Origin of the sequence: Streptomyces sp. NBC_01803 (assembly GCF_035917415.1) — a bacterium.
Taxonomy (GTDB): Bacteria; Actinomycetota; Actinomycetes; order Streptomycetales; family Streptomycetaceae; genus Streptomyces.
The window spans coordinates 5603839-5629019 of sequence record NZ_CP109073.1; the positions used below are offsets into that span (position 1 = coordinate 5603839).

Annotated in this window: 22 protein-coding genes; 15 read left to right on the forward strand and 7 right to left on the reverse strand. The window is 73.4% G+C overall.

All coding sequences use genetic code 11. From position 1 onward, the window contains the following. Nucleotides 1–176 precede the first annotated feature (176 nt). Nucleotides 177–3074, forward strand: a complete 2898-nt coding sequence (gene gcvP / locus OIE51_RS25590) for an aminomethyl-transferring glycine dehydrogenase (RefSeq protein ID WP_326600225.1) — start codon at nt 177–179, stop codon at nt 3072–3074. A gap of 63 nt (nt 3075–3137) precedes the next feature. Here gcvP and OIE51_RS25595 read toward each other — a convergent pair whose 3' ends face one another. Beyond that, nucleotides 3138–3728: a hypothetical protein gene (locus OIE51_RS25595; RefSeq protein ID WP_326600226.1), complete on the reverse strand. Its 591-nt coding sequence runs from the start codon at nt 3726–3728 to the stop codon at nt 3138–3140. A gap of 300 nt (nt 3729–4028) precedes the next feature. On the opposite strand from OIE51_RS25595, the gene OIE51_RS25600 reads away from it, so the two are divergent. Both OIE51_RS25600 and OIE51_RS25605 read left to right on the forward strand, forming a co-directional pair. Then, the gene (locus tag OIE51_RS25600) at nt 4029–5510 is read left to right on the forward strand and encodes a glutamate--cysteine ligase (RefSeq protein ID WP_326600227.1); all 1482 of its coding nucleotides are present in this window, start codon (nt 4029–4031) and stop codon (nt 5508–5510) included. 81 nt (nt 5511–5591) lie between these two features. Further along, nucleotides 5592–6416 (forward strand): CPBP family intramembrane glutamic endopeptidase, encoded by an 825-nt coding sequence (locus tag OIE51_RS25605; RefSeq protein WP_326600801.1) that lies wholly within the window; start codon nt 5592–5594, stop codon nt 6414–6416. A gap of 18 nt (nt 6417–6434) precedes the next feature. Here OIE51_RS25605 and OIE51_RS25610 read toward each other — a convergent pair whose 3' ends face one another. Both OIE51_RS25610 and OIE51_RS25615 read right to left on the reverse strand, forming a co-directional pair. Beyond that, the gene (locus OIE51_RS25610) at nt 6435–7145 is read right to left on the reverse strand and encodes a DUF4232 domain-containing protein (protein ID WP_326600228.1); all 711 of its coding nucleotides are present in this window, start codon (nt 7143–7145) and stop codon (nt 6435–6437) included. Nucleotides 7146–7252: 107 nt separating this feature from the next. Continuing rightward, entirely contained in the window at nt 7253–7930 is a 678-nt protein-coding gene (locus OIE51_RS25615) for a pyridoxamine 5'-phosphate oxidase family protein (RefSeq protein ID WP_326600229.1), read from the reverse strand. Between the two features lie 72 nt (nt 7931–8002). Here OIE51_RS25615 and OIE51_RS25620 point away from each other — a divergent pair, with 72 nt between their 5' ends. From OIE51_RS25620 to OIE51_RS25650, 7 genes are all read left to right on the forward strand, one after another. Next, the gene (locus tag OIE51_RS25620; RefSeq protein ID WP_326600803.1) at nt 8003–9334 is read left to right on the forward strand and encodes an aminotransferase class I/II-fold pyridoxal phosphate-dependent enzyme; all 1332 of its coding nucleotides are present in this window, start codon (nt 8003–8005) and stop codon (nt 9332–9334) included. 429 nt (nt 9335–9763) lie between these two features. After that, on the forward strand, nt 9764–10594 hold the full coding sequence (locus OIE51_RS25625; protein ID WP_326600230.1) for a HipA family kinase: 831 nt from the start codon (nt 9764–9766) through the stop codon (nt 10592–10594). Then, a complete protein-coding gene (locus OIE51_RS25630) occupies nt 10591–10992 on the forward strand; it encodes a DUF3037 domain-containing protein (RefSeq protein WP_326600231.1) in 402 nt (133 codons plus the stop codon). The genes OIE51_RS25625 and OIE51_RS25630 overlap by 4 nt, the downstream gene beginning before the upstream one ends. An 84-nt stretch (nt 10993–11076) precedes the next feature. Further along, nucleotides 11077–11838, forward strand: a complete 762-nt coding sequence (gene fabG, locus OIE51_RS25635) for a 3-oxoacyl-ACP reductase FabG (protein ID WP_326600232.1) — start codon at nt 11077–11079, stop codon at nt 11836–11838. Between the two features lie 296 nt (nt 11839–12134). After that, nucleotides 12135–12806 (forward strand): uracil-DNA glycosylase, encoded by a 672-nt coding sequence (gene ung / locus OIE51_RS25640; RefSeq protein ID WP_326600804.1) that lies wholly within the window; start codon nt 12135–12137, stop codon nt 12804–12806. A gap of 55 nt (nt 12807–12861) precedes the next feature. Then, entirely contained in the window at nt 12862–13764 is a 903-nt protein-coding gene (locus OIE51_RS25645) for a Gfo/Idh/MocA family protein (protein ID WP_326600234.1), read from the forward strand. 147 nt (nt 13765–13911) lie between these two features. Then, on the forward strand, nt 13912–14346 hold the full coding sequence (locus OIE51_RS25650; protein ID WP_326600236.1) for a VOC family protein: 435 nt from the start codon (nt 13912–13914) through the stop codon (nt 14344–14346). Nucleotides 14347–14352: 6 nt separating this feature from the next. Here OIE51_RS25650 and OIE51_RS25655 read toward each other — a convergent pair whose 3' ends face one another. Then, complete coding sequence (locus OIE51_RS25655; protein WP_326600237.1) at nt 14353–15258, reverse strand: undecaprenyl-diphosphate phosphatase; 906 nt, start codon at nt 15256–15258, stop codon at nt 14353–14355. Nucleotides 15259–15387: 129 nt separating this feature from the next. On the opposite strand from OIE51_RS25655, the gene OIE51_RS25660 reads away from it, so the two are divergent. After that, a complete protein-coding gene (locus tag OIE51_RS25660) occupies nt 15388–16233 on the forward strand; it encodes a spermidine synthase (RefSeq protein WP_326600238.1) in 846 nt (281 codons plus the stop codon). Nucleotides 16234–16271: 38 nt separating this feature from the next. Here OIE51_RS25660 and OIE51_RS25665 read toward each other — a convergent pair whose 3' ends face one another. Beyond that, complete coding sequence (locus OIE51_RS25665; protein ID WP_326600240.1) at nt 16272–17354, reverse strand: hypothetical protein; 1083 nt, start codon at nt 17352–17354, stop codon at nt 16272–16274. Nucleotides 17355–17468: 114 nt separating this feature from the next. Here OIE51_RS25665 and OIE51_RS25670 point away from each other — a divergent pair, with 114 nt between their 5' ends. Continuing rightward, on the forward strand, nt 17469–17921 hold the full coding sequence (locus OIE51_RS25670; protein WP_326600241.1) for a DUF4442 domain-containing protein: 453 nt from the start codon (nt 17469–17471) through the stop codon (nt 17919–17921). Nucleotides 17922–17985: 64 nt separating this feature from the next. Here the strand turns inward: OIE51_RS25670 and OIE51_RS25675 are convergent, their stop codons facing one another. Both OIE51_RS25675 and OIE51_RS25680 read right to left on the reverse strand, forming a co-directional pair. Then, a complete protein-coding gene (locus tag OIE51_RS25675; protein ID WP_326600242.1) occupies nt 17986–19644 on the reverse strand; it encodes a catalase in 1659 nt (552 codons plus the stop codon). 129 nt (nt 19645–19773) lie between these two features. Beyond that, nucleotides 19774–20634, reverse strand: a complete 861-nt coding sequence (locus OIE51_RS25680) for an EamA family transporter (RefSeq protein ID WP_326600243.1) — start codon at nt 20632–20634, stop codon at nt 19774–19776. Between the two features lie 121 nt (nt 20635–20755). Here OIE51_RS25680 and OIE51_RS25685 point away from each other — a divergent pair, with 121 nt between their 5' ends. The 3 genes from OIE51_RS25685 (at nt 20756) to OIE51_RS25695 (ending at nt 25122) form a co-directional block, all read left to right on the forward strand. After that, nucleotides 20756–21331 carry a helix-turn-helix domain-containing protein gene (locus OIE51_RS25685; RefSeq protein ID WP_326600244.1) on the forward strand — a complete coding sequence of 192 codons (576 nt, stop codon included), beginning with the start codon at nt 20756–20758 and terminating at the stop codon, nt 21329–21331. 29 nt (nt 21332–21360) lie between these two features. Continuing rightward, complete coding sequence (locus tag OIE51_RS25690; protein WP_326600245.1) at nt 21361–21915, forward strand: YbaK/EbsC family protein; 555 nt, start codon at nt 21361–21363, stop codon at nt 21913–21915. Between the two features lie 423 nt (nt 21916–22338). Beyond that, nucleotides 22339–25122: a non-ribosomal peptide synthetase gene (locus OIE51_RS25695; RefSeq protein WP_326600246.1), complete on the forward strand. Its 2784-nt coding sequence runs from the start codon at nt 22339–22341 to the stop codon at nt 25120–25122. The last annotated feature ends 59 nt before the right edge of the window (nt 25123–25181 follow it).

The following is a 25181-nucleotide window of genomic DNA, read 5'->3' on the forward strand; positions in this document are numbered from 1 at the left end:
CTGGAAAGCAGGACGGCCCGCGGATCCGCACGTCGCGACCGCCCTCACCGACGGTGCAAGCCGTGCCGCGCGAGTGACACGGTGAAGCTCTCAGGTCGACATGACAGAGGGGGAGGCCCGCCAGGCATCGACGCCTGGCACCCCCGCAGGTCGCCGCGACCAGGAGGAGCCTCCGCATGAACGCCCCCCGCCCCCCGCTGACCGCCCTGGAGCAGGGCACGCCCTTCGCCGCCCGGCACATCGGCCCGGACGCCGCCGGTGAGGCGAAGATGCTCGCCCAGGTCGGCTTCGGCTCCCTGGACGAGCTGACCGCCGCCGCCGTGCCCGAGGCCATCCGGTCCACCGAGGCGCTGTGCCTGCCCGACGCCCGGGACGAGGCGGCCGTGCTCGGCGAGCTGCGCGCGCTGGCCGCCCGGAACTCGGTGCTGGACTCCATGATCGGCCTGGGCTACCACGGGACCTTCACCCCGCCGGTGATCCTGCGCAACGTCATGGAGAACCCGGCCTGGTACACCGCCTACACCCCCTACCAGCCGGAGATCTCCCAGGGCCGGCTGGAGGCGCTGCTCAACTTCCAGACGGTCGTGGCCGACCTCACCGGCCTTCCCACGGCCGGCGCCTCCCTCCTGGACGAGGGCACGGCCGCCGCCGAGGCGATGGCCCTCGCCCGCCGCGTCGGCAAGGTGAGGAACGGCGTCTTCCTGGTGGACGCCGACTGCCTGCCGCAGACCATCGCGGTGGTGCGTACCCGCGCGGAGCCGACCGGCGTCGAGGTCGTGGTCGCCGACCTGGACGACGGCATCCCCGCCGACGTCGCCGAGCGCGGCGTCTTCGGCGTGCTGCTCCAGTACCCGGGAGCCTCCGGCGCCGTCCGCGACCCGCGCGCCCTCATCGAGCGGGCGCACGAGCTGGGCGCGGTCGTCACCGTGGCGGCCGACCTGCTCGCCCTCACCCTGCTCACCCCGCCGGGCGCCCTGGGCGCGGACATCGCGGTCGGCTCCAGCCAGCGGTTCGGCGTCCCGATGGGCTTCGGCGGGCCGCACGCCGCCTTCATGGCCGTCCGCGAGGGGTACGCCAGGAGCCTGCCCGGCCGCCTGGTCGGCGTCTCGCGCGACGCGGACGGCCGGACCGCGTACCGGCTCGCCCTCCAGACCAGGGAGCAGCACATCCGCCGCGAGAAGGCCACGAGCAACATCTGCACGGCGCAGGTGCTGCTCGCCGTGATGGCCGGCATGTACGCCGTCTACCACGGGCCGGACGGGCTGGCCGCCATCGCCCGCCGCGTCCACCGCTACGCCGCGCTGCTGGCCGCCGGGCTGCGGGACGGTGGCGTGGAGGTCGCGCACGACGCCTTCTTCGACACGGTCACCGCCCGGGTCCCGGGCCGCGCCGCCGCCGTCGTGGCGGCGGCCCGCGACGCCGGGGTCAACCTCCGCCTCACCGACGCCGATCACGTCGGTGTCTCCTGCGACGAGACCACCGGGAGGGCGCAGCTCACGAAGGTGTGGGCCGCGTTCGGCGTGGCCGGGGACGCCTTCGGCATCGACGCGCTGGACACCCGCGTCCCCGACGCGCTGCCCGCGACCCTGCTGCGCGACGACGAGTACCTGGCGCACCCGGTCTTCCACCGGCACCGGTCGGAGACCGCGATGCTGCGCTACCTGCGCCGGCTCGCGGACCGCGACTACGCGCTGGACCGCGGCATGATCCCGCTGGGCTCCTGCACGATGAAGCTCAACGCCACGGCCGAGATGGAGCCGGTGACCTGGCCCGAGTTCGCCGCGATCCACCCGTTCGCGCCCGCCGACCAGGCCGAGGGCTATCTCGCCCTCATCCGGGAGCTGGAGCGGCGGCTGGCCGAGATCACCGGCTACGACGCGGTCTCGCTCCAGCCCAACGCCGGCTCCCAGGGCGAGCTGGCCGGGCTGCTCGCCGTGCGCGCCCACCACCGGGCCAACGGGCAACCCGAGCGCACCGTCTGCCTGATCCCGTCCTCCGCCCACGGCACCAACGCCGCCAGCGCGGTGATGGCCGGCATGCGGGTCGTCGTGGTCGCCACCGGCGAGAACGGCGACGTCGACGCCGAGGACCTGCGCGCCAAGATCGCGCGGCACGCGGACGAGCTGGCCGTCCTGATGGTCACCTACCCCTCGACGCACGGGGTCTTCGAGACGGACATCACCGGCATCTGCGCCGCCGTGCACGACGCGGGCGGCCAGGTGTACGTGGACGGCGCCAACCTCAACGCGCTGGTGGGCCTGGCCAGGCCCGGCCGGTTCGGCGCCGACGTCTCGCACCTGAACCTGCACAAGACCTTCTGCATCCCGCACGGCGGCGGCGGCCCCGGGGTCGGCCCGGTCGCGGTCCGCGCCCACCTGGCGCCGTACCTGCCGGGGCATCCGCTCCAGCCCGCGGCGGGTCCGGACGGCGGCGGCGCGGGCCCGGTCTCGGCCGCGCCGTGGGGGTCCGCCGGCATCCTGCCGATCTCGTGGGCCTATGTCCGCCTGATGGGCGCCGCCGGACTGCGCCGGGCCACCCAGGTGGCGGTGCTGAGCGCCAACTACGTGGCCAAGCGCCTGGAGCCGCACTACCCGGTGTTGTATACGGGTCCGGGCGGCCTGGTGGCGCACGAGTGCGTCATCGACGTCCGGCCGCTGACGAAGGCCACCGGCGTCACCATCGACGACGTGGCGAAGCGGCTCATCGACTACGGGTTCCACGCCCCGACCATGTCGTTCCCCGTAGCGGGCACCCTGATGATCGAGCCCACGGAGAGCGAGGATCTGGCCGAACTCGATCGGTTCTGCGCGGCGATGATCGCTATCCGCGCCGAGATCGAGCGCGTCGGCGCGGGGGAGTGGCCGCGGGACGACAACCCACTCGTCAACGCGCCGCACACGGCCGCCCACCTGAGCGGCGAGTGGACGCATCCGTACAGCCGCCGGGAGGCGGTCTTCCCGGCCGGGACGGAGGAGGACGGCAAGTACTGGCCGCCGGTGCGCCGCGTCGACAGCGCCTTCGGCGACCGGAACCTGGTCTGTTCCTGCCCGCCCCTCACCGAGTACACGGACTGAGACGGCGGCGTCGCGGGACCGGGGCGCGCCGGCGCGCCCCGGCCCCGGACTTCGTGCCGTGAGTCAGCTCACCAGACCGACCGCCGCCTGCGGCGGGGCCGCCGGAGCCAGCCGGCCGGCCAGCAGCGGGAGCAGGACGTCGGTCCGCACCGCCCGCTCGGCGGCGATGCCGGGCGGCGCGGGCGCCAGCGGCATCAGGAGATCCTGGGGCTGCGGGCTGCCCTCGGTCGGCTCGGCGCCGGGGTCCGTGTGCAGCCACAGGGTCAGCATGTACAGCTCGGGCACGGAGAGCAGCCGCGGCTGGTACGCCGCCGGCAGTGAGCCCGCCAGGTGCAGGGCCCGCTCGGTCGACGGGATGTAGGGGCCCTCGCAGAAGTGCGAGAACGCCCAGCCGTCCGCCGTGAGCATGGTCTCGGCCGCGCCGACGGGCCGGCCGTCCCGTGCCAGTAAAAAGCGCCAGCCGGTCAGGCGGGCGCCGGGTACGTCGGTCGTGCCGTGTACCGGCGCCAGCCGGTGCACGGGGAGGGGCAGGACGAGGTGCAGGTCTCCGCGGTCGATCCGCAGCGGGCCGGGTGCCCGCGCGGTCGACGAGTTGAGAGCCGTGCGGACGCTGCGCTCGGCGGCAGCGGGAGCCGGGGGTATGTGCAGGGGCATGATGGGTCGCCTCTCGCTTCGGAGTAGGTCGCCTCTTGTTGGGGAGACACGCCGTGGCGGAGTTTATCCGAGAGATGTTCTCTCCAGGTTTCACGTAGCCGACCGGGAAGGTTTCGGCAAGGGGGGATTCACGTCCCTGGGCCATACGCGGGCCATGAACTATCCCGTCGGAATATGCCTCCTACCGGACCGGTCGCCGGCCCGCCCGTGTTACCGCGCGCGGCGTGGGAAGGATGGCGTGGGACGGATCGTGTACGGCACACCGTTCCACCGTTCCGCCGCGCCCGCGAGAGGAGCCCCATGGGGGAGAAGGTTGTCGCCGACCGGTTCGACCTGGCCGCCCGGCAGCGGTTCCGCGCCAGGGTCAACGACTGCCTCGACGGGCTGCGGACGCTGCTGCGCGAGAGCCGCTTCGAGGGGCCGCGCGACCGGCTCGGCGTCGAGGTGGAGCTGTGCCTGGCGGATTTCGGCGGCGCTCCCCGAATGGTGAACGACGACGTCCTCGCGCGAATGGCCACCAGGGATTTCCAGGCCGAGCTGGGCCAATTCACCATCGAGCTGAATATGGCGCCGCGACCGCTCGTCGGCCGGGTTTTCGACGACTTGGCCGAAGAGCTGCGCATCGCCATCGGCTATGCCGACCGAATGGCCGGGGAATTCGGCGCGCGGGTGGTGATGACCGGGGTGCTGCCGACCATCACCGCGGAGGAGATGGTGCCCGCCTCGTTGTCCCCCGGAGACCGGTACACCCTCCTCAACGACCAGATCATGGCCGCGCGCGGGGAGTCCATCCGCCTGGACATCACCGGTGCGGAGACCCTCAGCGGGTCGTTCGACTCGATCGCCCCCGAGGCGGCCTGCACCTCCGTCCAGTTCCATCTCCAGGTCACACCCGAGCGGTTCGGGGCGGTGTGGAACGCCGCGCAGGCCGCCACGGCGGCGCAGGTGGCCGTTGGCGCCAACGCGCCGTTCGTCTTCGGCCACGAGCTGTGGCACGAGTCGCGGGTCCCGTTCTTCCTCCAGGCGACCGACAGCCGCCCGCCCGAGATGGCCGCACAGGGCGTGCGCCCGCGCGCCTGGTTCGGCGAGCGGTGGATCGACTCGGTCACCGACCTGTTCGAGGAGAACCTCCGGTTCTTCCCGGCGCTGCTGCCGCTGATCGCCGAGGAGGACCCGGCGGAGGTCCTGGCCGCCGGCGGGGTGCCGAGCTTCACGGAGCTGGCGCTGCACAACGGCACGGTCTACCGCTGGAACCGCCCGGTCTACGGGGTGGCCGACGGGGTGCCGCACCTGCGGGTGGAGAACCGGGTGCTGTCCACCGGCCCTACCATCACCGACACCGTCGCCAACGCGGCCTTCTTCTACGGCCTGGTGCGGGGCCTCGCCGACCGGCCGGGCCCGGTGTGGGAGCGACTGCCGTTCGCCACCGCCGAGCGGAACTTCATGGCGGCCTGCCGCCATGGGATCGGGGCCCGCTTCGGCTGGCCGGGCGAGGACGGCGAGGTGCCCGCCGCCCGGCTGATCCGCGACCGGCTGCTGCCGGTGGCCGCCGCGGGCCTCGACGCCTTCGGCGTGGCGGGCGCGGACCGCGACCGGTACCTGTCCGTCATCGAGGGACGGTGCCGGCGCGGGATCACCGGCGCGGGCTGGCAGACTCGGATCTACCACCAAGCGGTGGCGAACGGAGCGGACCGGGCGACCGCCCTGCGGGAGCTCGTCCGGCGGTACTGCGACCTGGCGCGGACGGATGCTCCCGTGCACGAATGGCCGACCGGCCCCTAGGCTCCGGCTGACGGGCCGGGACCGGCGCGGCGTGGCACGGGCGGGTGCGGCCGGACGCCGGGGACGGGAGGCGGAGTGCGGCTGAGGCCGGAGCGGACGACGGACCCCTCGGAGGGCGGGGAGCCGGCGGGGCCCCGCCGGGTGCTGCGCCAGGAGCTGCTGCTGGTCCTCGCGCTGTCGCTGGGCGCCAGCGCGGTGGGCGCGCTGATCAGCTTCACCGGCGTCCTCACCCGTCCCGGCGGGCTGAGCGACCAGGCCGCCACGCTCAACGCCTCCCACGCCCCCGGCCGCCCCTGGCTCGACCTGGCCTGGCAGCTCTTCGGCATCACCACCCAGCTGGTGCCCGTGCTGCTCGTGGCGCACCTGCTGCTGCGCGAGGGCGGTGCGGGCGCGGCGCTCGGCGGTCCCGGGCCGCGCGCCATCGGCTTCGACACGCGCCGGCCGCGCTCCGACCTGGCCTTTGGCGCGGCCGTGGCGGCCGGCATCGGCGGCACGGGTCTGCTGTTCTACCTCGGCGCTCACGCGACCGGGGCCAACCTCACGGTGGTGCCCGAGTCGCTCCCCGACGTGTGGTGGAAGATCCCCGTGCTGATCGCCTCGGCGGTGCAGAACGCCGTTGTGGAGGAGGTCATCGTCGTCGGCTATCTGCTGCGGCGGCTGGCCCAGCTGGGGTGGACTCCGGGCCGGGCCCTGGCCGCCAGTGCGGTGCTGCGCGGGTCCTACCACCTGTATCAGGGCGTCGGCGGCTTCCTCGGGAACGTGGCGATGGGCGTGGTCTTCGTCTGGCTGTACCGGCGGTGGGGGCGGGTGATGCCGCTGGTCGTCGCGCACGCGCTGATCGACGTCGTGGCGTTCGTCGGCTACGCGCTGCTGGCCGGGCGGGTCGACTGGCTCCCCACCGCCTGACGCTCGGGGCGCCGTCCGTCAGCGCGGGCCCTCCCCGGCGGCGAGCGGCTGGGTCTCGATCCGCCCGGCGCCGCAGACCTCGCCGAGGTCCCAGGCGGCGGTGGTCGCGCTGTACTCGTCCGGGGGAATCACGCCCAGCGACGCCGGGGACGGACCGCAGTCCCCGTCGGCCGGATCCTCCGAGCCGGGCACGGCGCTCCAGTGGAGCCGCGCCCACGCGGTGCCGCCGGGCAGGATCGTCAGCCGGTCGGGGGTCGCCGAACGGTCGCGGACGGTGGTGGTGGGGATCTCGTCGCCGTCGTCCGAGGTGAGCTGGAGGCCGGGCCAGCCCTGGGTGCGGCAGGCGACGTCCGAGGAGTTGGTCAGGACGAGGGCCGCGTACCGGTTGCCCGCGCCCGGTTCGAGCGCTCTGACCGTGGCGGTCAGCGCCTCGGGGACGCACCAGGGCGGGCCCGGCTCGTCGGACTGCTCCGACTGCTCCGACTGCTCCGACTGCCCGGACTGTTCGGGCGGGTCGGTGGCGGTCCGGCCGGTGTCCGCGTCGTCGGCGGTGGACGGGGTCTCGGACTGGTTTCCCTCGGTCCCGTCGGCGGAGCCGGCGTCGTCGGTCACGGGGGACCGGTCGGCCCGGTCGTCGGCGGCGGTGGGGTCGTCGGAGTCGGCGCAGCCCGCCACGGCGAGCGCGAGGAGCGCGGCGCAGGCGGCGGAACGCAGGGGGTGGGATGCCATCTCGGTCCTCCGGTGGGGGAGTTCGGCTGGGACGGAGGAATGCTGTGGGGTTGGACGTGCCCGCCCCCGGTCGGGTTCCCCTCCCGCCGCCTCCGCACGCCTGGCGCTCAGCTCCGCGCGTACGCCGTGAGATAGCCGGGGGCGGGAGCGCGTTCGTCGTCGGCGGGGACGGGGGCGCCGTGGGCCGTGGTCACGGGCAGGACGCCGCTCCAGTGCGGGAGCGCGGAGTCCTCGGGCACGCCGTTCGGGCCCCCGGCGCGGACCTTGGCCGAGACCTCCGCGAGATCGAGGACGAGGACGGCGGTCGCGGCGAGCTCCCGGGCGTTGGCGGGGCGGCAGTCGGCGGCCCGGCCGGGCACGACGCCGTCCACCAGCGCGTCCAGCGCGCGGTCCTTCTCGGCCGCGTCGGTCACCGGACGGGCCGTGCCGTGGACGACCACCGAGCGGTAGTTGATCGAGTGGTGGAACGCGGACCGGGCCAGCACCAGGCCGTCCACATGGGTGACGGCCAGGGCGACCGGCAGTCCGGGCTCCGGGTCGGGGGCGGCGGCGGTGCGCAGCGGCCGGGAGCCGGTCGAGCCGTGCACGTAAAGCCGCTCGCCGTCGCGGGCGTAGAGAGTCGGCAGGACCGCGGGGGCGCCGTCGCGGACGAAGGAGAGATGGCACAGATAGCCGGCGTCGAGGATCGCGTGCACCAGCTCCCGGTCGTAGGAGACCCGCTCCCGGGACCTGCTGGGGGTGGTGCGCGGGGTGGGCGGGTACGGGGCGGCGCCGGTCGGCGGCATGGGAGTCTCCTCGTGCTCGGCGGACCTCGGGTCGCGCTTGCGCGACCTTCGTACTAGTGCAAGATGCTGTTTGTGCTAGGAGAATATCGAATCGAGGGGCGCCGCGCCTCAGAAATCGTGGCCAGCGTCGAACGCGCCGTCGGCGCGGGGGAGTTACGCCCCGGCGAGCACCTCCCGCCGCTGCGCGGGCTGGCGGAGCGGCTCGGCGTCAACGCCAACACCGTCGCCGCCGCCTACCGCACCCTGCGCGAGCGCGGCGTCATCGAGACCGCCGGCCGGCGCGGCAGCCGCGTCCGCGCCGGCCCGGCCAGCGCTGCCCGCGAGGCGATCGGCGTCGAGGCGCCGCCGGGCGTCCGCGATGTCGCCAAGGGCAACCCCGACCCCGCCCTGCTGCCCCCGCTGGGCTCCGCCCTCGCCGCGGCGGCGGCCCGCGCCGACCGTGCGCCCGTGCTCTACGGCGCCCCGCCGCTGAGCGAGGAGCTGGATCGCGCCGCGCGGGCCGGATTCGCGCGCGACGGCGTGCCCGCCGACCGGATCACCGTCACCTCCGGCGCGCTCGACGCCATCGAACGGGTGCTGGCCGCGCACCTGCGCCCGGGCGACGCGGTGGCCGTGGAGGACCCCGGCTGGGCCAGCTTCCTCGACCTCGTCCCGGCGCTGGGCCTGCGTACCGCGCCGGTCCCCGTGGACGACGACGGACCGCTGCCGGGGCCGGTCGGGCGCGCGTTGCGCCAGGGCGCCCGCGCCCTCGTCGTCACCGCCCGCGCGCAGAACCCCACCGGCGCCGCCGTGTCGGCGGCCAGGGCCGGGGAGTTGCGCGCGGTCCTGGCCGCCCACCCGGACACGCTGCTGATCGAGGACGACCACGGCGACGGCATCGTGGAGCTGCCGCCGCACCCGCTGGCCGGCGCCACCCGGCACTGGGCGCTGGTGCGGTCCACCGCCAAGGCGTACGGCCCCGACCTCCGGCTCGCCGTGCTGGCCGGCGACGCCGTGACGGTCGACCGGGTGCACGGGCGGCTGCGGCTCGGGCCGGGCTGGGTCAGCCACCTGATCCAGGACACCGTGGCCTGGCTGTGGAGTGCGGGCGCGGTGGACCCGGAGCACGTCGCGCGGTCGTACGGCGCGCGCCGCCGCGCGCTGATCGAGGCCCTGGCGGCGCGCGGGGTCGCCGCGCACGGCCGCAGTGGCATGAACGTCTGGGTGCCCGTGCCCGACGAGACCGGCGCCGTCGCCCGCCTCCTGCACGCCGGCTGGGCGGTCGCCCCGGGCGCCCGCTTCCGGCTGGCCGCCCCGCCCGGCGTGCGGCTGACCGTCTCCGCCCTCGGCGCGCCGGACATCGCGCCCCTGGCCGACGCGGTGGCCGAAGCCCTCCGCCCGCCCGCCGCCCGGCGATACGCATGACGACCGGGGAGCAGCGGTACGCGTCCGGGCCGCGTCCGCGTCGCATCTCTGACGTGTCGAACATCGACCGGCTCCGCGTCCCGCACGCCATCGGCAACCACGGCTCGTCAGCGCCGCCGCCGAGCACCCCACGCAGCGCGCGCTCATCGCCGCCGGGCTCGGCGTGGCCGTCGCCCCGCGCCTCGGCCCGCGACCCGGTACCGGCCGGTGTCGCGGTCGTCGCGGTCCGGGACCCCATCACTCGCCGCGTCCACGCCGTCCGGCGGGCCGACGCCGACCGCGGGCCGTCGATCCGGGCGGCGGTCACCGCGCTGCGCGCCGCGGCGGCCGGGACGGCGGAGGTGGCCGTCGGTGCCTGGCGGCGCACGGCGGCCGGCTCGGACGCGGGGGCCCGCCGGACGGCGGCATGTCCCGTTCTAACCTGGGGGAATGCTGCGCGAAACGTCCGCGACCCGGTATGTCACCCCCCTGCGGGAGGGTGGCTCGCTGCCGGGCATCGTGGAGGCCGACGACCTCGGCACGTATGTCATGAAGTTCACGGGCGCCGGTCAGGGCCGCAAGAGCCTCGTCGCCGAGGTGATCTGCGGCGAGCTGGCCCGGCGCCTGGGGCTGCGTGTCCCGGAGCTGGTCCGGATGCGGCTCGACCCGGTGATCGGCCTCAGCGAGCCCGACGAGGAGGTGCAGGAGCTGCTCAAGGCCAGCGGCGGCCTCAACCTCGGCATGGACTTCCTGCCCGGCTCCCTCGGCTTCGACCCGCTCGCCTACGAGGTCGGCGCCGCCGAGGCGGGCCGCGTCGTGTGGTTCGACGCGCTGGTCAACAACGTCGACCGCTCCTGGCGCAACCCCAACATGCTCGTCTGGCACGGCGACCTGTGGCTCATCGACCACGGCGCCGCGCTGATCTGGCACCACAACTGGCCCACCGTGGCCGCCTCCGCCGCCCGCCCCTACGACGCCTCCGACCACGCGCTGGCGCCCTTCGGCCCCGACATCGCCGCGGCGGCGGCCGACCTCGGGCCGCGGGTCACCGGCGAGCTGCTCGGCTCCGTGCTGGCCGACGTCCCCGACGAATGGCTCGCCGACGAGCCGGGCTTCGACGCGCCGGACGCCGTGCGCGACGCCTACGTCACCGCGCTGAGCGCCCGCGTCCACGCGGTCTCCGAGGGCGTCACCATCGGGGCCCCGAGCCGGGACCGGGGCTCCCGGGCACCCGGCTGGCTGACCGGCCGGCCGCACCGGACGAGCGGAGCGGCCCGATGAGCGAGGTCCAGACGGCCGTCGGACGGGACGTCTTCGAGTACGCGGTGCTGCGGGTCGTGCCGCGCGTCGAGCGTGGCGAGTCGATCAACGCCGGGGTGATCCTCTACTGCCGGGCCCGGTCCTTCCTCGCCGCCCGCACCCACCTCGACCTGGCGCGGCTGGGCGCGCTCGACCCCACGGTGGACGTGACCGGCGTGCGCGCCGCGCTGCGCGCCGCCGAGTGCGTCTGCTGCGGGGGCGCGGAGGCGGGCTTCGCCGCCGGGGACGACGCGGGGCGCCGTTTCCGCTGGCTGATCGCCCCGCGCAGTACCGTCGTGCAGCCGGGACCGGTGCACACGGGTCTGACCGCGGACCCCGCCGCTGAGCTCGACCGTTTGCTCGAAGTGTTGGTCCGTTGACAGATGGTGCCCCCGGTTCCTAGCGTCTTTCCGGCAGTGGTTACTCTTCGGTAGCCCAGTAGTCGACGGCGAGGAGAAGCAGGCATGACCACCCCCGAACAGCGCGTCGCCATCGTGACGGGCGCGGCCCGAGGCATCGGCGCGGCCACCGCTCTCCGGCTCGCCGAGGACGGCCGCGCGGTCGCCGTGCTCGACCTGGACGAGTCGGCCGGCAAGGACACCGTCGCCAAGGTCACCGCCGCGGGCGGCCGGGCCCTGGCCGTCGGCTGCGACGTCTCGGACGCCGACGCGGTCACCTCCGCCGTCGCCCGGGTGGCCGCCGAGCTGGGCCCGCCGCAGATCCTGGTCAACAACGCCGGGGTGCTCCGCGACAACCTGCTGTTCAAGATGAGCGAGGCCGACTGGGACACCGTCATGAGCGTCCACCTGCGCGGCGCGTTCCTGATGACCCGCGCCTGCCAGAAGCACATGGTCGACGCCGGCTTCGGACGGGTCGTCAACCTCTCCTCCAGCTCCGCCCTCGGCAACCGGGGCCAGGCCAACTACGCCGCCGCCAAGGCCGGGCTCCAGGGCTTCACCAAGACGCTCGCCATCGAGCTGGGCAAGTTCGGCATCACCGCGAACGCGGTCGCGCCCGGCTTCATCGCCACCGACATGACCGCTGCCACCGCCGCCCGCGTCGGCATGGAGTTCGACGACTTCCAGAAGGCCGCCGCCGACGCCATCCCGGTGCGCCGCGTCGGCCTGCCCGAGGATGTCGCGGGCGCCATCGCCTACTTCACCGGCGACGGCGCCGGCTTCGTCTCCGGCCAGGTGCTGTACGTGGCCGGCGGGCCGCTCGACTGAGCGTGGCGCGAGAGATGACCGAGTCCCGCACCCCCGCGGGGCCGGCCCCGGTCGCCGTCGTCACCGGCGGCAGCCGGGGCATCGGCTGCGGCATCGCCGCCGCCGCGTTCCTCGCCTCCGGCGCCTCCGCCTGGATCACCGGCCAGACACGGGGGGTTGACGGCGGGCTCTTCCTCAACGCGGGGGCGGGGCAGAAACCGTCCCCGGCGGCGGCTGTCAGTGGCGGCCGGTACGTTGCGGGTACGCGCGGAGGGACAACCCGACGCCTTTTCCCGGAGGATGACGACGTGACCGGCATGCTGCCCGACTCCTGGCAAGACGTTCTCGGCGAGGAGCTGGACAAGCCCTATTTCAAGGAGCTCACCGAGTTCGTGGAGGAGGAGCGGGCCCGGGGCCCGGTCTATCCGCCGCGCGAGGAGGTGTTCGCCGCCCTGGCCGCCACCCCGTTCGACCGGGTCAAGGTGCTGATCCTCGGTCAGGACCCCTACCACGGTGAGGGCCAGGGCCACGGTCTGTGCTTCTCCGTGCGGCCCGGGGTGCGTATCCCGCCCTCGCTGCGGAATGTCTACAAGGAGATGCACGCCGAGCTGGGCCTCCCCATCCCGGACAACGGCTATCTGATGCCCTGGGCCGAGCAGGGCGTCCTGCTGCTGAACGCGGTGCTCACCGTCCGGGCGGGCGAGCCCACCTCGCACAAGGGGAAGGGCTGGGAGAGGTTCACGGACGCGGTCATCCGTGCCGTCGCCGCCCGCCCCGACCCGGCCGTCTTCGTCCTGTGGGGGAGCTATGCCCGCAAGAAGCTCCCGCTGATCGACACCACCCGGCACGCCGTGGTGGAGGGGGCGCACCCCTCACCGCTGTCGGCCAAGAAGTTCCTCGGGTCCCGGCCGTTCACCCGGATCAACGAGGCGATCGCCGCCCAGGGGCACGAGCCCGTCGACTGGCGCGTTCCCGATCTCGGCCGGTGAACCGGCCGCGTATCCTGCCCGTTCACACGGAACCGGCTTGCGCGGAGGAGCAGTTGTGAAGGTCGGAGTGATCGGGCTCGGGGACATCGCCCACAAGGCATACCTGCCCGTCCTCACCGCCCAGCCCGGGGTGACGCCCCATCTGCACACCCGTGGCCGCGCCACCCTCGACCGGGCCGGCGAGACCTACCGGGTCCCCCCGGAGCACCGCCACGCCGACCTCGACTCGCTCCTCGCCGCCGGCCTCGACGCGGCCTTCGTGCACGCTCCCACCGCCGTCCACCCCGAGCTCGTCACCCGGCTGCTGACGGCCGGCATACCGACGTATGTCGACAAGCCGCTCGCGTACACCCTCGGCGAGGCGCGGGACGTGGTGGAGCTGGCCGAGAGGCGCGAGGTGAGCCTGGCGGTGGGCTTCAACCGCCGCCACGCGCCCGCCTACGCGCACCTGCTGGAGCATCCGCGCGACCTGATCCTGATGCAGAAGCACCGCAGGGGCCTGCCCGAGGACCCCCGGCTGACGGTCTTCGACGACTTCGTGCACGTGGTGGACACCCTCCGCTTCCTCGTGCCGGCGGAGGTGGACCGGGTCAGCGTCAGGACCCGGATCCGCCGGGGGCTGCTGCACCACGTGGTGCTGGAGATGTCGGGCGACGGGTTCACCGCCATCGGCGTGATGAACCGCGTGTCGGGCTCGACGGAGGAGATCGTGGAGGTCTCCGGCCAGGACACCAAGCGGCAGGTCCGCGACCTGGCGGAGATCATCGACCACCGGGGCCAGCCCAGCGTCCGCCGCCGGGGCGACTGGGTCCCGGTCGCCCGCCAGCGCGGCATCGAACAGGCGGCGCTCGCCTTCCTGGACGCGGTCCGGGCCGGCCGCCGCCTGAGCGCGCGGGACGCGCTGCGGACGCATGAGCTGTGCGAGCGGATCGTGTTGGCGGCGCTGGACGAGCACTGACGGCGGCCCGGGCGACGGTCGGACGCGCCGCCGCCTCCGGTGCCCGGGTGACGGCCGGTACGGCAGGTGCGCGGATCACGACCCGCCGCGCGGGCCCCTTCCTTCGCTACGCCGGTCGGGCCGGTCGGCCGGCGCTAGCCTGATCGCATGGAACAGCGCATCAGTCTGATCACTCTGGGAGTCTCCGATGTGGCTCGTGCCAGGGCCTTCTACGAGGCCCTGGGCTGGCGGGGCCAAGAGGTCGAGGAGACCGTCTTCTTCCAGGCGGGCGGACTGGCCCTGGTCCTGTGGGGCCGCGAGAAGCTCGCCCGGGACTGCGGCCTGGGGGACCGGGGCGAGGCCGGCTTCGGCGGGATCGCCCTCGCGTACAACGTGCGGTCGGCGGCGGAGGTCGACGATCTGCTCGCGACCGCGGAGCGGGTCGGAGGGACCGTCACCAAGCCCGCGGTCACCAACTCCCTGGGCTTCTACTCCGGCGTCTTCGTCGATCCGGACGGCCACCCCTGGGAGGTCGCGCACAACCCGGGGTTCGCCCTCGCCGAGGACGGCTCGATCACCATCCCCGACTTCAGCGACCTCTGAAGGGGATCACGCCTCGGACGTGCTGATCGGCCCCTCGTCCACGTCCTCGCCGGCCTTCGGGTCGAGGGTTCCGGCGAGGATCAGGACCAGGAGCACCACACCGACCGCGATCCGGTACCAGACGAACGGCATGAAGCTGCGGGTCGAGATGAACCTCATGAACCACGCGATGATCGCGTAGCCGACGAAGAACGCGATCACCGTGGCGAGGATCGTCGGGCCCCACGAGACATGGGTGTCCTCGCCGCCGATCTCCGTCAGCTCGTACAGGCCCGAGGCCAGCACCGCCGGGATGGCCAGCAGGAACGAGTACCGCGCCGCCGCCTCCCTGCGGTAGCCCAGGAACAGGCCGCCGGTGATCGTGGCGCCCGAGCGGGAGACGCCCGGGACCAGGGCCATCGCCTGGCACAGCCCGTACATCAGGCCGTCCCGCACGCTCAGCTGGTCCAGTGTCTTGCGCTCCCGGATCGCCCGGTGCCGGCCGCCGGTCGCGTCCCTGGCCGCCAGGCGGTCGGCGACGCCGAGGATGATGCCGAGGACGATCAGGTTGACGGCGATCAGCCGCAGGTCGCGGAACGGGCCCTCGATCGAGTCCTTCAGCGTCACGCCGAGCACGCCGATCGGGATCGAGCCGACGATCACCAGCCAGCCCATCCGCGCGTCCGGCTCCGACCGGACCCGCGCGTCCCGCAGCGACCGGAACCAGGCCGAGATGATCCGCGCGATGTCCTTGCGGAAATAGATGATGACGGCGGCCTCGGTGCCGATCTGGCAGACCGCGGTGAACGCGGCGCCGGGGTCCTCCCAGCCGAACGCGACGGCCGTCAGCCGCAGGTGCGCGCTGGAGGAGATCGGCAGGAACTCCGTCAGCCCCTGGACGAGCCCGAGAACGAGTGATTCGAACCACGACATGGAGGTGACAGCGTCCCGGGGTAGTGCCGAAAGGGTGACGGGGGGTGGAGCGAGATCACTTTAAGCCACGCCGCCCGATGCCCGGAAACGCGGGCTCGCGGACCGGGACACACCGGTCACAATGGAAGGGTGAACGAGCCCATTCCGGTGACGAGGACGACCGATCTGGGGACCGCGCGCCTCCTTCCCGATCTCGACCGCCCACGGGCCTGGCTGCTCACCGTCGATGGCGCGCCGCAGTCGTATCTGGACCTGGACGATCCGACCCATCTGGAGTTCGAGTACGTCCGGATGCTCGCCCACGCGCTGGACACCGCCGCGCCGCCCGGCAGGCCGCTGGACGTGCTGCACCTGGGCGGCGGCGCGCTGACGCTGCCGCGCTACGCCGCCGCGACCCGGCCGGGGTCCGGGCAGCGGGTGGTCGAGGCCGACCGGGGGCTGGCCGAGCTGATCGCCGAGCGGTGCCCGCTGCCCGGCGGCGCGCGGATCGCCGTCGAGATAGCGGACGCCCGCGCCGCGCTCACCGCCACCGCGCCCGCCTCGGCGGACATCGTCGTCGGGGACGTCTTCGGCGGCGCCCTGATCCCCGCGCACCTGACCACGCTCGGCTACGCCCGGGACATCCGCAGGGTGCTGCGGCCGGACGGGATCTACGCGGCGAACCTGGCCGACGCCGTCCCGTTCGCCTTCCTGCGCTCCCAGCTCGCCACCTTCGGCGCGGTTTTCGGCCAGATGTGCCTGCTCGCCGAGCCGGCCGTACTGCGCGGCCGGCGCTTCGGCAACACGGTGCTGGTCGCCTCGGGCGCCCCGCTGCCGCTCGCCGAGCTGGCCCGGCGGGCAGCCGCCGACGTGTTCCCCGCGCGGGCCGTGCACGGTGAGGCGCTGGCCCGGCTGGTGGGGGGCGCCGTTCCGGTGCCGGACGGCGCGGCCGTCCCGTCGCCGCGCCCGCCGTCCGGCACGTTCACCGTGGCCTGAGCGGCCTGCGGCTGAGCGGCCCGAGCACGCGGCACCGCTCAGCCGGCGTCCTCGGCGGGGAACGGGCGCAGGCTGTTCATCATCGCCTCGATCGTCTCGTCGTCCAGCTCGCCCTCGAAGCCGGTGTCCATGACGAGTACCCAGGTCGCCAGGTCGTTGTTGAGGTCGATGTAGGAGACGGTGACGACCTTGCCGTCGGACGTGCCGCACTGGTCCTCCGGGTCGTCGGGCACGTCGGTGATGGTCGCCGTCGCGGTGTGGCCCTCGATGCCGTGCTCGCTGGTGAACGGCTCGGACTCCGAGACCCGCAGGGTGCCGCGCTCCTCCTGGTCGTAGGCGGCCAGCGCCCAGCTCCCGGCCTCGTTGCGGGCGGCCTCGGCGGTGCCGGTGGCGCCCTGGCCGCCCTTGGTGCCGGCCACCGCGCGCCAGCTCACGCCGTACTCGGCCTCGGCGCACCAGCCGTCCATGTAGGTGGCGGGGGCCGACATGGTGACCAACGGGTCGGCGAAGCCGTCGTCGTCGGCCGCGCCCTCGTTCTCGTACCCGACGAGCTCGCTCTCGCTGCCCAGCTCCCAGTCGGGCGGCACGTCGAAGGCGTTGTGCCGGTTCTCTATCGTCCGCACCTGCCAGTCCGGCGCGACCACCGGGTCGGGGACCTGGGTCACGCCCCGGCGCGGGTCGTCGGGCGGCAGGTCCTCGCGGCGGGTCTCGTCGTCGGTCGGCTCGGGCGTCGGGTCGCCGGGTGCGGCCTCCGGGGCGCCCTCGTCGTCCCCGCCCAGGATCACGACGCCGGTGATCACGCCGGCCGCGAGCACCGCCGTGGCCACGACGACCGCGACGGCCGTCACGCTCCGCCGGCTCCCGCCGCCGCCCCCCGCGGGCGGTGGCGGGAGCGGGGGTGGGGTGGGCTCCTCCCCCTGGCCGGAGGGGGCCTGCCAGGGCCCGGAGAGCTGTTCCCACTGGCCGGACGGCGGCTGGGGCTGGGGGGTGGGCGGTGGCGGCGGGACCTGGGCGCCCGGCTGCGTCTGGTACGGGTTCGGCTGCGTATAGCCGGGCTGCTGGTACGGGTTGGACCACGGGGTGGCGGGCTCGCCCCCCGGCCGCTGTTCTCCTGGCCTCATGCGCGTGACCTTACGGGCGCGGCGGGCGGTTCGGCACGCCGGTCCGCGCAATCGCTGTCCACCTGCGACGTCGCGACTCTCCTCGCGTTGATTACCCGCTGGTAACGTGTGGCCATGACTGAGAGCAAGACCTCCCTGGCCGACTGGCTCACCGCCACGGTCCCCATGGTCCGCACCCTGAACCTGGAGTATCTGGAGACCGGCGCCGACCGCGCGGTCCTGCGCCTCCCTGACCAGCCCGAGTACCACAACCACGTCGGCGGCCCGCACGCCGGCGCGATGTTCGCGCTGGCCGAGTCCGCGAGCGGCGCCGTCGTCCTGGGGGCTTTCGGGGACCAGCTCTCGCGGGCGGTGCCGCTGCCCGTGACGGCTCAGATCCACTTCCGGAAGCTGGCCAAGGGGCCGGTCACCGCCACCGCGACCCTCGGCCGGCCGGCCGCGGACGTCATCGCGGAGCTGGACGCGGGCGGGCGCCCGGAGTTCGAGATCGCGGTCGCCATCCAGCGCGAGGACGGCGCGGTGACTGGCGAGATGACCGTCGTGTGGACGCTGCGCCCCAACAGCTGAACGACTGGACTGCTGAACGACTGGACTGCTGAGCCACGGGCCCAGCGGGCGGTGCTCCGGGCCGTCAGCGGGTCACGACGTGCCGTGTGTTCGGCACGCAGTGGGTCATGGTCAGTCCGGTGACGTCGCGCGGCGGGTTCTTGCCCAGATGCGCCAGACGTTGCCGGTCCTCGTCGGTGAGGTCCTGGGAGGCCAGTGGCTCCAGGTGCGCGACATCCTCCGGGCTGATGCCGAGCCCCGCGCCGACCCGCAGCCCGAGGTCGTTCTCGGCCAGCAGGAAGTGCCAGACCATCCGCTCCTGGACCGGCCGGGCGCACTGGGAGATGAGGTCGACGAAGTTCGTCACCAGGTCGTCCCGCTCCCACTCCTCCATCAGCAGGTACCGCTGGCCGGCCTGGAGGTAGTCGTTGGTGCGCGGGATGCGCTCGCGGGTCAGGCGCCCGCGGATCTCCGGGCCCTGGTCGTCGGTGGTGGGGTACCGCGCCTCGCGCAGCCCGCCGGTGATCGACGGCTCGTAGTTGACCTCGGGGTTCTCGCCCGCCTCGTCCACGGCGTACGTCATCAGACCGTCGCGCTGGTTGGTGCGGACCTCGGCGTTCTTGGCCCGGTTGACGGGGAGCTGGAGGTAGTTGGGGCCGACGCGGTAGCGCTGGGTGTCGCTGTAGGAGAACGTGCGGCCGACCAGCATCTTGTCGTCGGAGAAGTCCAGCCCGTCGACCAGGACGCCGGTGCCGAACGCGATCTGCTCGTTCTCGGCGAAGTAGTTGTCCACCGTCCGGTCGAGGACCATGCGGCCGACCGGCCGGGGCGGGAATTCCTGCTCGGGCCAGACCTTGGTGTCGTCCAGCGGGTCGAAGTCCAGCTCCGGGTGGTCATGGTCGTCCATCATCTGGACCAGCAGCTCCCACTCCGGGAAGTCACCGCGGCGGATGGCCTCGTACAGGTCCTTGGTCGCGTGGCCGAGCTCCCCGGCCTGGACGTTGGCGGCGTCCTCCTCGGTCATCGAGCGCACGCCCTGCTTGGGCATCCAGTGGTACTTCACCAGCATGGTCTTGCCCTCGGCGTTGGCCCACTTGTAGGTGTTGACGCCGAAGCCCTGCATGTGACGGTAGTCGGCCGGGATGCCGCGCGGGCTGAAGAGGTTGACGAGCATGTGCGTGCTCTCGGGGGTCTGCGACATGAAGTCGAAGATCCGCGCGGGCTTCTGCTCGTGGGAGACCGGGTCGGGCTTGAGGGCGTGGATGACGTCGGGGAACTTGATGGCGTCCCGGATGAAGAAGACGCCGAGGTTGTTGCCGACCAGGTCCCAGTTGCCGTCCTCGGTGTAGAACTTCACGGCGAAGCCGCGCGGGTCGCGGGCGGCCTCGGAGGAGTCCCGGCCGCCGATGACGGTGGAGAACCGCACGGCCACGTCGGTGCGTTTGCCGCGCTCCTGGAACAGCTTGGCGCGGGTGAAGCGGCCGATCGGCTCGTCGCCCCAGGCGCCGTAGGACTCGAAGTGGCCGTAGACGGTCACGCCGCGGGCGTGGACGACCCGCTCCGGGACGCGCTCGCGGTCGAAGTGGCTCACCTTCTCCAGGAACTGGTAGTTCTCCAGCGTCGCCGGGCCGCGGGCGCCGACCGTCCGCTGGTTCTGGTTGTCGTAGACCGGATGGCCCTGCCGGCTGGTCAGGGGCCTCCGGTCGTCGCCGGGTGCGGGTCCCTTGCTCGAAACGTCGGTCATGTGCCCTGACTCCTCACGGCTTCGCGGACGGCCCAAACACCACGCCTACCCCTTGAATCGGTGTGAAACCAGTCGAGTCGGGCTTCTTCCGGCCATCCGGGGGGAAGTGCCCCCCGGCAGGCCGAGCGCTCAGCCGGATGCCAGCAGCAGGGTGCCGGCCATGGCGAGACCCGCGCCCGCGGCCTGGACGGCCCGCAGCCGCTCCCGGAGCACACCGCGCGCGGCGAGCGCGGTGACGACCGGGTAGAGCGAGGCGAGCACGGCGGCCACGGTGACCGGGCCGATCCAGGCCGCCAGGGCATAGGTGGCGTTGGCCGCCACGTCGGCCAGGCCGACGAACGTCAGGGAGGGCAGCGCCCGCGTCAGCGCCGGCCGGCCGCCCTCGGGCAGCACCGGGGCGCCGCGCCGCGCGGCGACCAGCAGGGCCGTTCCGCCGGCCAGCATGTTGCACACGCGCTGCGTGAACAGCGCCAGGAACAACCCGGTGACGGTCGTGGACGCCTCCGCGATCAGCGCGAGCACCGCGCCGAAGCCGAACGCGGCCACCAGCGTGTAGCCGAGCGTCTGCCGCCGGACCGCTCCGCCGCCCCGCCCGGGGCCGCCGGCCAGCACCACGCCGGTGAACGCCACGGCGATGCCCGCGTACTGCGCCGGTCCCGGGCGTTCGCCCATGAGGAGCGCGACGCCGACCGGCACCGCCACCGCCGTGGCGACCATCGGCGAGACGACTCCCATCGGGCCGAGCGCCAGCGCGCGGTAGAAGAAGAGCATCGCCAGCGGGCCTATCAGGCCGGCCGCGACCGCGAACCACAGCCGCGCGTCGGCCGCGCTCCAGGCCCCGGTGGCCAGGACGAGAGCGCCGAGCACGGCGGCGGCCAGCGCCTGCGAGACGACCACGACGGTCAGCGCCGGGATGCGCCTGGTCAGCAGCCCGCCGCCGAAGTCGGCGAGCCCCCACAACAGGCTGGTGGCCAGGGCCAGGGCAACCATCGTGACTCCTTCGCAGTACAGTGTGGTGAACGGTGGCGTCCACCCGAGCGTAGTTCAAAAAGATGGACTCCGTCATGCAAAATATTCAACGTTCTCTGTCGACGCGCACGAGAAGGCATCCGTGACCGATCTCGACCAGCTCACGCAGTCGCTCGCGCAGAACCTCAGGCGGCTGCGGACCGAGCGCGGCCTGACCCTGGACGCCCTCGCGGCCCGCGCCGGGATCAGCCGGGGCATGCTCATCCAGATCGAACAGGCCAGGACCAATCCGAGCGTCGGCACGGTGGTGAAGGTCGGCGACGCCCTCGGCGTCAGCATCACCACTTTGCTCGACTTCGAACGGACTCCCGCCGTCCGCCTCGTCCCCCCCGAGCAGGCCGTCCGGCTGTGGTCCACCGAGGCCGGCAGTCACAGCACGCTGCTCGCCGGGACCGAGGCCCCCGGCCCGCTGGAGCTGTGGCGCTGGCGGCTGATGCCGGGCGAGGGCCACGCCTCCGACCCGCACCCGGTGGGCACCTCCGAGCTGGCGCACGTCACAGCCGGGGTGTTGACCCTCACCGTGGACGGCTCCGACCACCTGGTGCCCGCCGGGACCTCCGCCTCCTTCGAGACCCATGTGCCCCACGGCTACCGCAACGACGGCCCGGAGCCGGTCGAGATGACCATGGCGGTGTCCGTCCCGGCGGCGCCTCGCTGACGCCCGGACCGGCTGGTACGGTGCGGCCCATGCGCGCACCCATCGGCGACTTCGACGACGCACGCCCCGCCCCCGACGTCCTGGAGCTGCTCACCGCCCCGGTCGCCGAGGCGGTCCGCGCCTGGCGCGGACCGGTGCCCGCCGACCAGCTGCTCTACGTCGACACCGACCCCGCGCTGGCCGACACCGACGACTTCGTCGCCGCCCACGGCGCCGGACTGCTCACCCTCTCGGCCAACTGCGTGGTCGTCGCGGCCCGGCGCGGCGGTGAGACGCGGCTCGCCGCCTGCGTGGTGCTCTCCAGCACCCGCGTCGACGTCAACGGCGTGGTCCGCCGTCGGCTCGACGCGCGCAAGGTGTCCTTCGCTCCCCACGCGACGGCGGTCGGGGAGACCGGGATGGAGTACGGCGGCATCACGCCGATCGGCCTTCCGGCCGACTGGCCCGTCCTGCTGGACGCCGCCGTCGCGGATCTGCCGCACGTCCTGCTCGGCAGCGGACGCCGCCGGGGCAAGCTGATCGCTCCCGGAAAGGCTCTGTGCCAGCTTCCGGGGGCCGTCGTCATGGAATCTCTCGGCCGCTGAAGGGCCGCCGCTGGTGCCGGGCGGGAAAACTCCGGGCCGGTGCCGGGCCGCGCATTCCGCCGTCGCCGGGGCGGCGTCGCGAAATCGTTCCGCATGGCGCGGGGCCGGCTCCCGTCACAGCCGTGACCGGCGGCCCGGAAGGGCTTTCCCGGTGACCACGCGATATTCGCCCGAAGCGCCGCTCAGGCCCGGGGTCAAGGGCCGATACAGCACCGATGAAGCGCGGCTAAAGCGGCGATGAAGCGCGTTGGCCTGCCGACGGATGGTTGCTACAGTCGATAAGGTCCAGTGATAAAGGCGCGAACGCACTGACCCCGCGTTGCCTCTGGATTTGCCCCGGGAGTCCTGGGAGGGGAAAATCCCGTATTCACCTTCTTGTCTGTGTGCGCTCATGCCGAGAAAAGAAAGGTGTCGGTATCGGCCATGATTGAGCTTGAAGCCACAGAGCTGGTAAACGCACCGTCGTTTCCCACCATCGCCTCACTCCTGCCCCATGCGGCGCGTGTCAATCCGGATTCCGGAGTGCTTTACTGTTTCGGTGAGGCCGACGGCGCCGAGCGCTTCCAGTCGTATCCCGCATTACTGCGGGAAAGCCTCCGCCTCCTGACCGGAATACGCGGACGGGGCCTGCGCCCCGGAGACAAGGTCGCCCTGCTGCTGGAGCGCCCGGAGGACTTCCTGCCGGCGCTGTGGGCCTGCCTGCTGGGCGGGTTCGTGCCCTGCCCGATGGCCCCGCTGCGCGGCGACCCCGAGCGGTGGGCCGCCCAACTCGCCCACGTACAGCGGCTGCTGGATGAGCCCCTGTTGCTCACCAGCGAGGTCCTGGCGGCCGAGCTGCCGCCCGGCGTCGAGATCGCCGTCACCACGCTGGAGAGCCTGGCGGGCGCCGAGCCCGCCACCGAGACCCACGAGGCGGACCCGGCGGACACCGCCCTGCTGGTCCTGACCTCGGGATCGACCGGCAACTCCAAGGCCGTCATGCTCTCGCACGCCAACCTGGTCGCCTCGATGGCCGGCAAGAACGGCCACCACCGGCTCAGCGCCGCGGACACCAGCCTCAACTGGATCTCCTTCGACCACGTCGCCGCCCTCCTGGAGTGCCACCTGCTGCCGCTGTCCGTCGGCGCCCGCCAACTCCACGTGGAGCCGTCCGTGGTGCTCGGCGATCCGCTGTCGTTCGTCCGGCTGCTCTCCCGGCACCGCGTCACCATGACCTTCACCCCCAACTTCCTTCTGGGGCTGGTGAAGAACGCGGCCGGGCGCATCGGGGCGGGCGAGCCCCTCGACCTGACCCCGCTGCGCCACATCATCAGCGGCGGCGAGGCCGTGGTCACCGCCACCGGACAGGCGTTCCTGGCGGCCATGGCGCCCTATGGCCTGCGTCCCGGCGCGCTGTGGCCGGCGTTCGGCATGACCGAGACCTGCGCGGGCAGCGTCTATTCGCGGGACTTCCCGGGCGCCGACGTGGGCCAGGAGTTCGCCAACCTCGGCACCGCCATCAAGGGCATGAGCATGCGGGTGGCCGACGACGACGGCACCGCCCTGCCCACCGGCGAGGTGGGCGAACTCCAGCTCAAGGGCCCCATGATCACGACCGGCTACCACCGCAACCCGGAGGCGACCGGCGCCGCCTTCACCGCCGACGGATGGTTCCGCAGCGGCGACCTCGGCCGGATCGACGACGCCGGCCGGCTCACCCTGGTGGGCCGCAGCAAGGACAGCATCATCGTCAACGGCGTCAACTACTTCAGCCAGGACATCGAGACGGCCCTCGAACAGCTCGACGGCGTCGCCGCGTCCTATGTCGCCGCCTTCCCCACCCGCGCGCCCGGCCAGGACACCGAGCAGCTCGTCATCGCCTTCCACGCCGAGGTGGCCGAGGACGACGAGACCGGCCTGTACCGGCTGCTGAGCGCCGTGCGCAGCACGGTCGTCATGCACTGGGGCTTCCGGCCCTCGCTGATCCTGCCGCTGCCCAAGGACGCCTTCCCCAAGACCAGCCTCGGCAAGATCCAGCGCGCCCTGCTGCGCAAGCGCCTGGAGGCCGGGCACTTCGCGGACGTCACCGCGCGCGTCGAGGAGCTGATCCTGCGCCGGCTCGGCGGCTACACCCCGCCCGCCGACGCCGCCGAGCGGATCCTGACCGAGATCTACGCCGGGCTGTTCGAGACGGAGCCGGAGCGCGTCAGCGTCACCGCCAACTTCTTCGACCTCGGCGGTACATCGCTCGACATCCTGCGGCTGCGCAGCTCGGTGGCCGAACGGCTGGACGCCGACCTCCAGGTCATCACCGTGCTGCGGGCCCCCAGCGTGCGGCAGCTGGCCCGGGCACTGGCGCCCGGCGCCACCACGGACGGCGCGCCCGCCGTCTACGACCCGGTGGTGCCGATGCAGACCAGCGGGGACAAGACACCGCTGTTCTGCGTGCACCCGGGGGTCGGCGAGGTGCTGGTCTTCGTCAACCTCGCCAAGTACTTCGTGGGCGACCGGCCCTTCTACGCCCTGCGGGCCCGGGGCTTCAACCCCGGGGAGAAGCCGTTCGCCGGCGTGGCCGAGATGGTCGACACCTACCTGCGGGCCATCCGTGAGCGGCAGCCGCACGGCCCCTACGCCCTCGCCGGCTACTCCTACGGCGGCATGGTCGCCTTCGAGATCGCCAAGGCCCTGGAGGCGCAGGGGGAGCGGGTCGACTTCGTCGGCAGCTTCAACCTGCCCCCGCACATCAAGTACCGCATGGACGAGCTGGACTTCGGCGAGACCGCCGTCAACCTGGCGTTCTTCCTTGCCCTGATCACCAAGAAGCAGTCCCGGGACCTGCCCGGCGAGCTGCGCGGACTGGCCAGGGAGGAGCAGATAGCCCGGCTGATGGCCCTCGCACCGCCGCAGCGTCTGGCCGAACTCGACCTGAACATCGAGAAGTTCAGCGCGTGGGCCGAGCTGGCCGACCGGCTGACCGACCTCGGCCGCAGCTACCAGCCCTCCGGCGCCGTCCGCTCGATGAGCGTCTTCTACGCCGTGCCGCTGCGCGGCACCAAGGAGGACTGGCTGCGTAACGAGCTGAGCCGCTGGGACGAGCACAGCAGGGAGCCGAACCGGTACATCGACGTGCCGGGTGAGCACTACACGCTGATGGGCCCGAACCACGTCGCCGCCTTCCAGGCGATCCTGCGCCGGGAGCTGGACCGCGCGATGGGTGAGGAGAGCTGACCGGGGACGCCCCCGGCCGCCGGCGGAAGCCCGACGGCGCGAACGACGTGAATGGTGTG

Excerpts from the sequence above, each read along its gene's own strand:
- gcvP (WP_326600225.1), top strand. The coding sequence starts at position 177 with ATGAACGCCCCCCGCCCCCCGCTGACCGCCCTGGAGCAGGGCACGCCC.
- OIE51_RS25595 (WP_326600226.1), bottom strand. The coding sequence starts at position 3,728 with ATGCCCCTGCACATACCCCCGGCTCCCGCTGCCGCCGAGCGCAGCGTC.
- OIE51_RS25600 (WP_326600227.1), top strand. The coding sequence starts at position 4,029 with ATGGGGGAGAAGGTTGTCGCCGACCGGTTCGACCTGGCCGCCCGGCAG.
- OIE51_RS25610 (WP_326600228.1), bottom strand. The coding sequence starts at position 7,145 with ATGGCATCCCACCCCCTGCGTTCCGCCGCCTGCGCCGCGCTCCTCGCG.
- OIE51_RS25615 (WP_326600229.1), bottom strand. The coding sequence starts at position 7,930 with ATGCCGCCGACCGGCGCCGCCCCGTACCCGCCCACCCCGCGCACCACC.
- OIE51_RS25625 (WP_326600230.1), top strand. The coding sequence starts at position 9,764 with ATGCTGCGCGAAACGTCCGCGACCCGGTATGTCACCCCCCTGCGGGAG.
- OIE51_RS25630 (WP_326600231.1), top strand. The coding sequence starts at position 10,591 with ATGAGCGAGGTCCAGACGGCCGTCGGACGGGACGTCTTCGAGTACGCG.
- fabG (WP_326600232.1), top strand. The coding sequence starts at position 11,077 with ATGACCACCCCCGAACAGCGCGTCGCCATCGTGACGGGCGCGGCCCGA.
- ung (WP_326600804.1), top strand. The coding sequence starts at position 12,135 with ATGCTGCCCGACTCCTGGCAAGACGTTCTCGGCGAGGAGCTGGACAAG.
- OIE51_RS25650 (WP_326600236.1), top strand. The coding sequence starts at position 13,912 with ATGGAACAGCGCATCAGTCTGATCACTCTGGGAGTCTCCGATGTGGCT.
- OIE51_RS25655 (WP_326600237.1), bottom strand. The coding sequence starts at position 15,258 with ATGTCGTGGTTCGAATCACTCGTTCTCGGGCTCGTCCAGGGGCTGACG.
- OIE51_RS25665 (WP_326600240.1), bottom strand. The coding sequence starts at position 17,354 with ATGAGGCCAGGAGAACAGCGGCCGGGGGGCGAGCCCGCCACCCCGTGG.
- OIE51_RS25670 (WP_326600241.1), top strand. The coding sequence starts at position 17,469 with ATGACTGAGAGCAAGACCTCCCTGGCCGACTGGCTCACCGCCACGGTC.
- OIE51_RS25675 (WP_326600242.1), bottom strand. The coding sequence starts at position 19,644 with ATGACCGACGTTTCGAGCAAGGGACCCGCACCCGGCGACGACCGGAGG.
- OIE51_RS25680 (WP_326600243.1), bottom strand. The coding sequence starts at position 20,634 with ATGGTTGCCCTGGCCCTGGCCACCAGCCTGTTGTGGGGGCTCGCCGAC.
- OIE51_RS25690 (WP_326600245.1), top strand. The coding sequence starts at position 21,361 with ATGCGCGCACCCATCGGCGACTTCGACGACGCACGCCCCGCCCCCGAC.
- OIE51_RS25695 (WP_326600246.1), top strand. The coding sequence starts at position 22,339 with ATGATTGAGCTTGAAGCCACAGAGCTGGTAAACGCACCGTCGTTTCCC.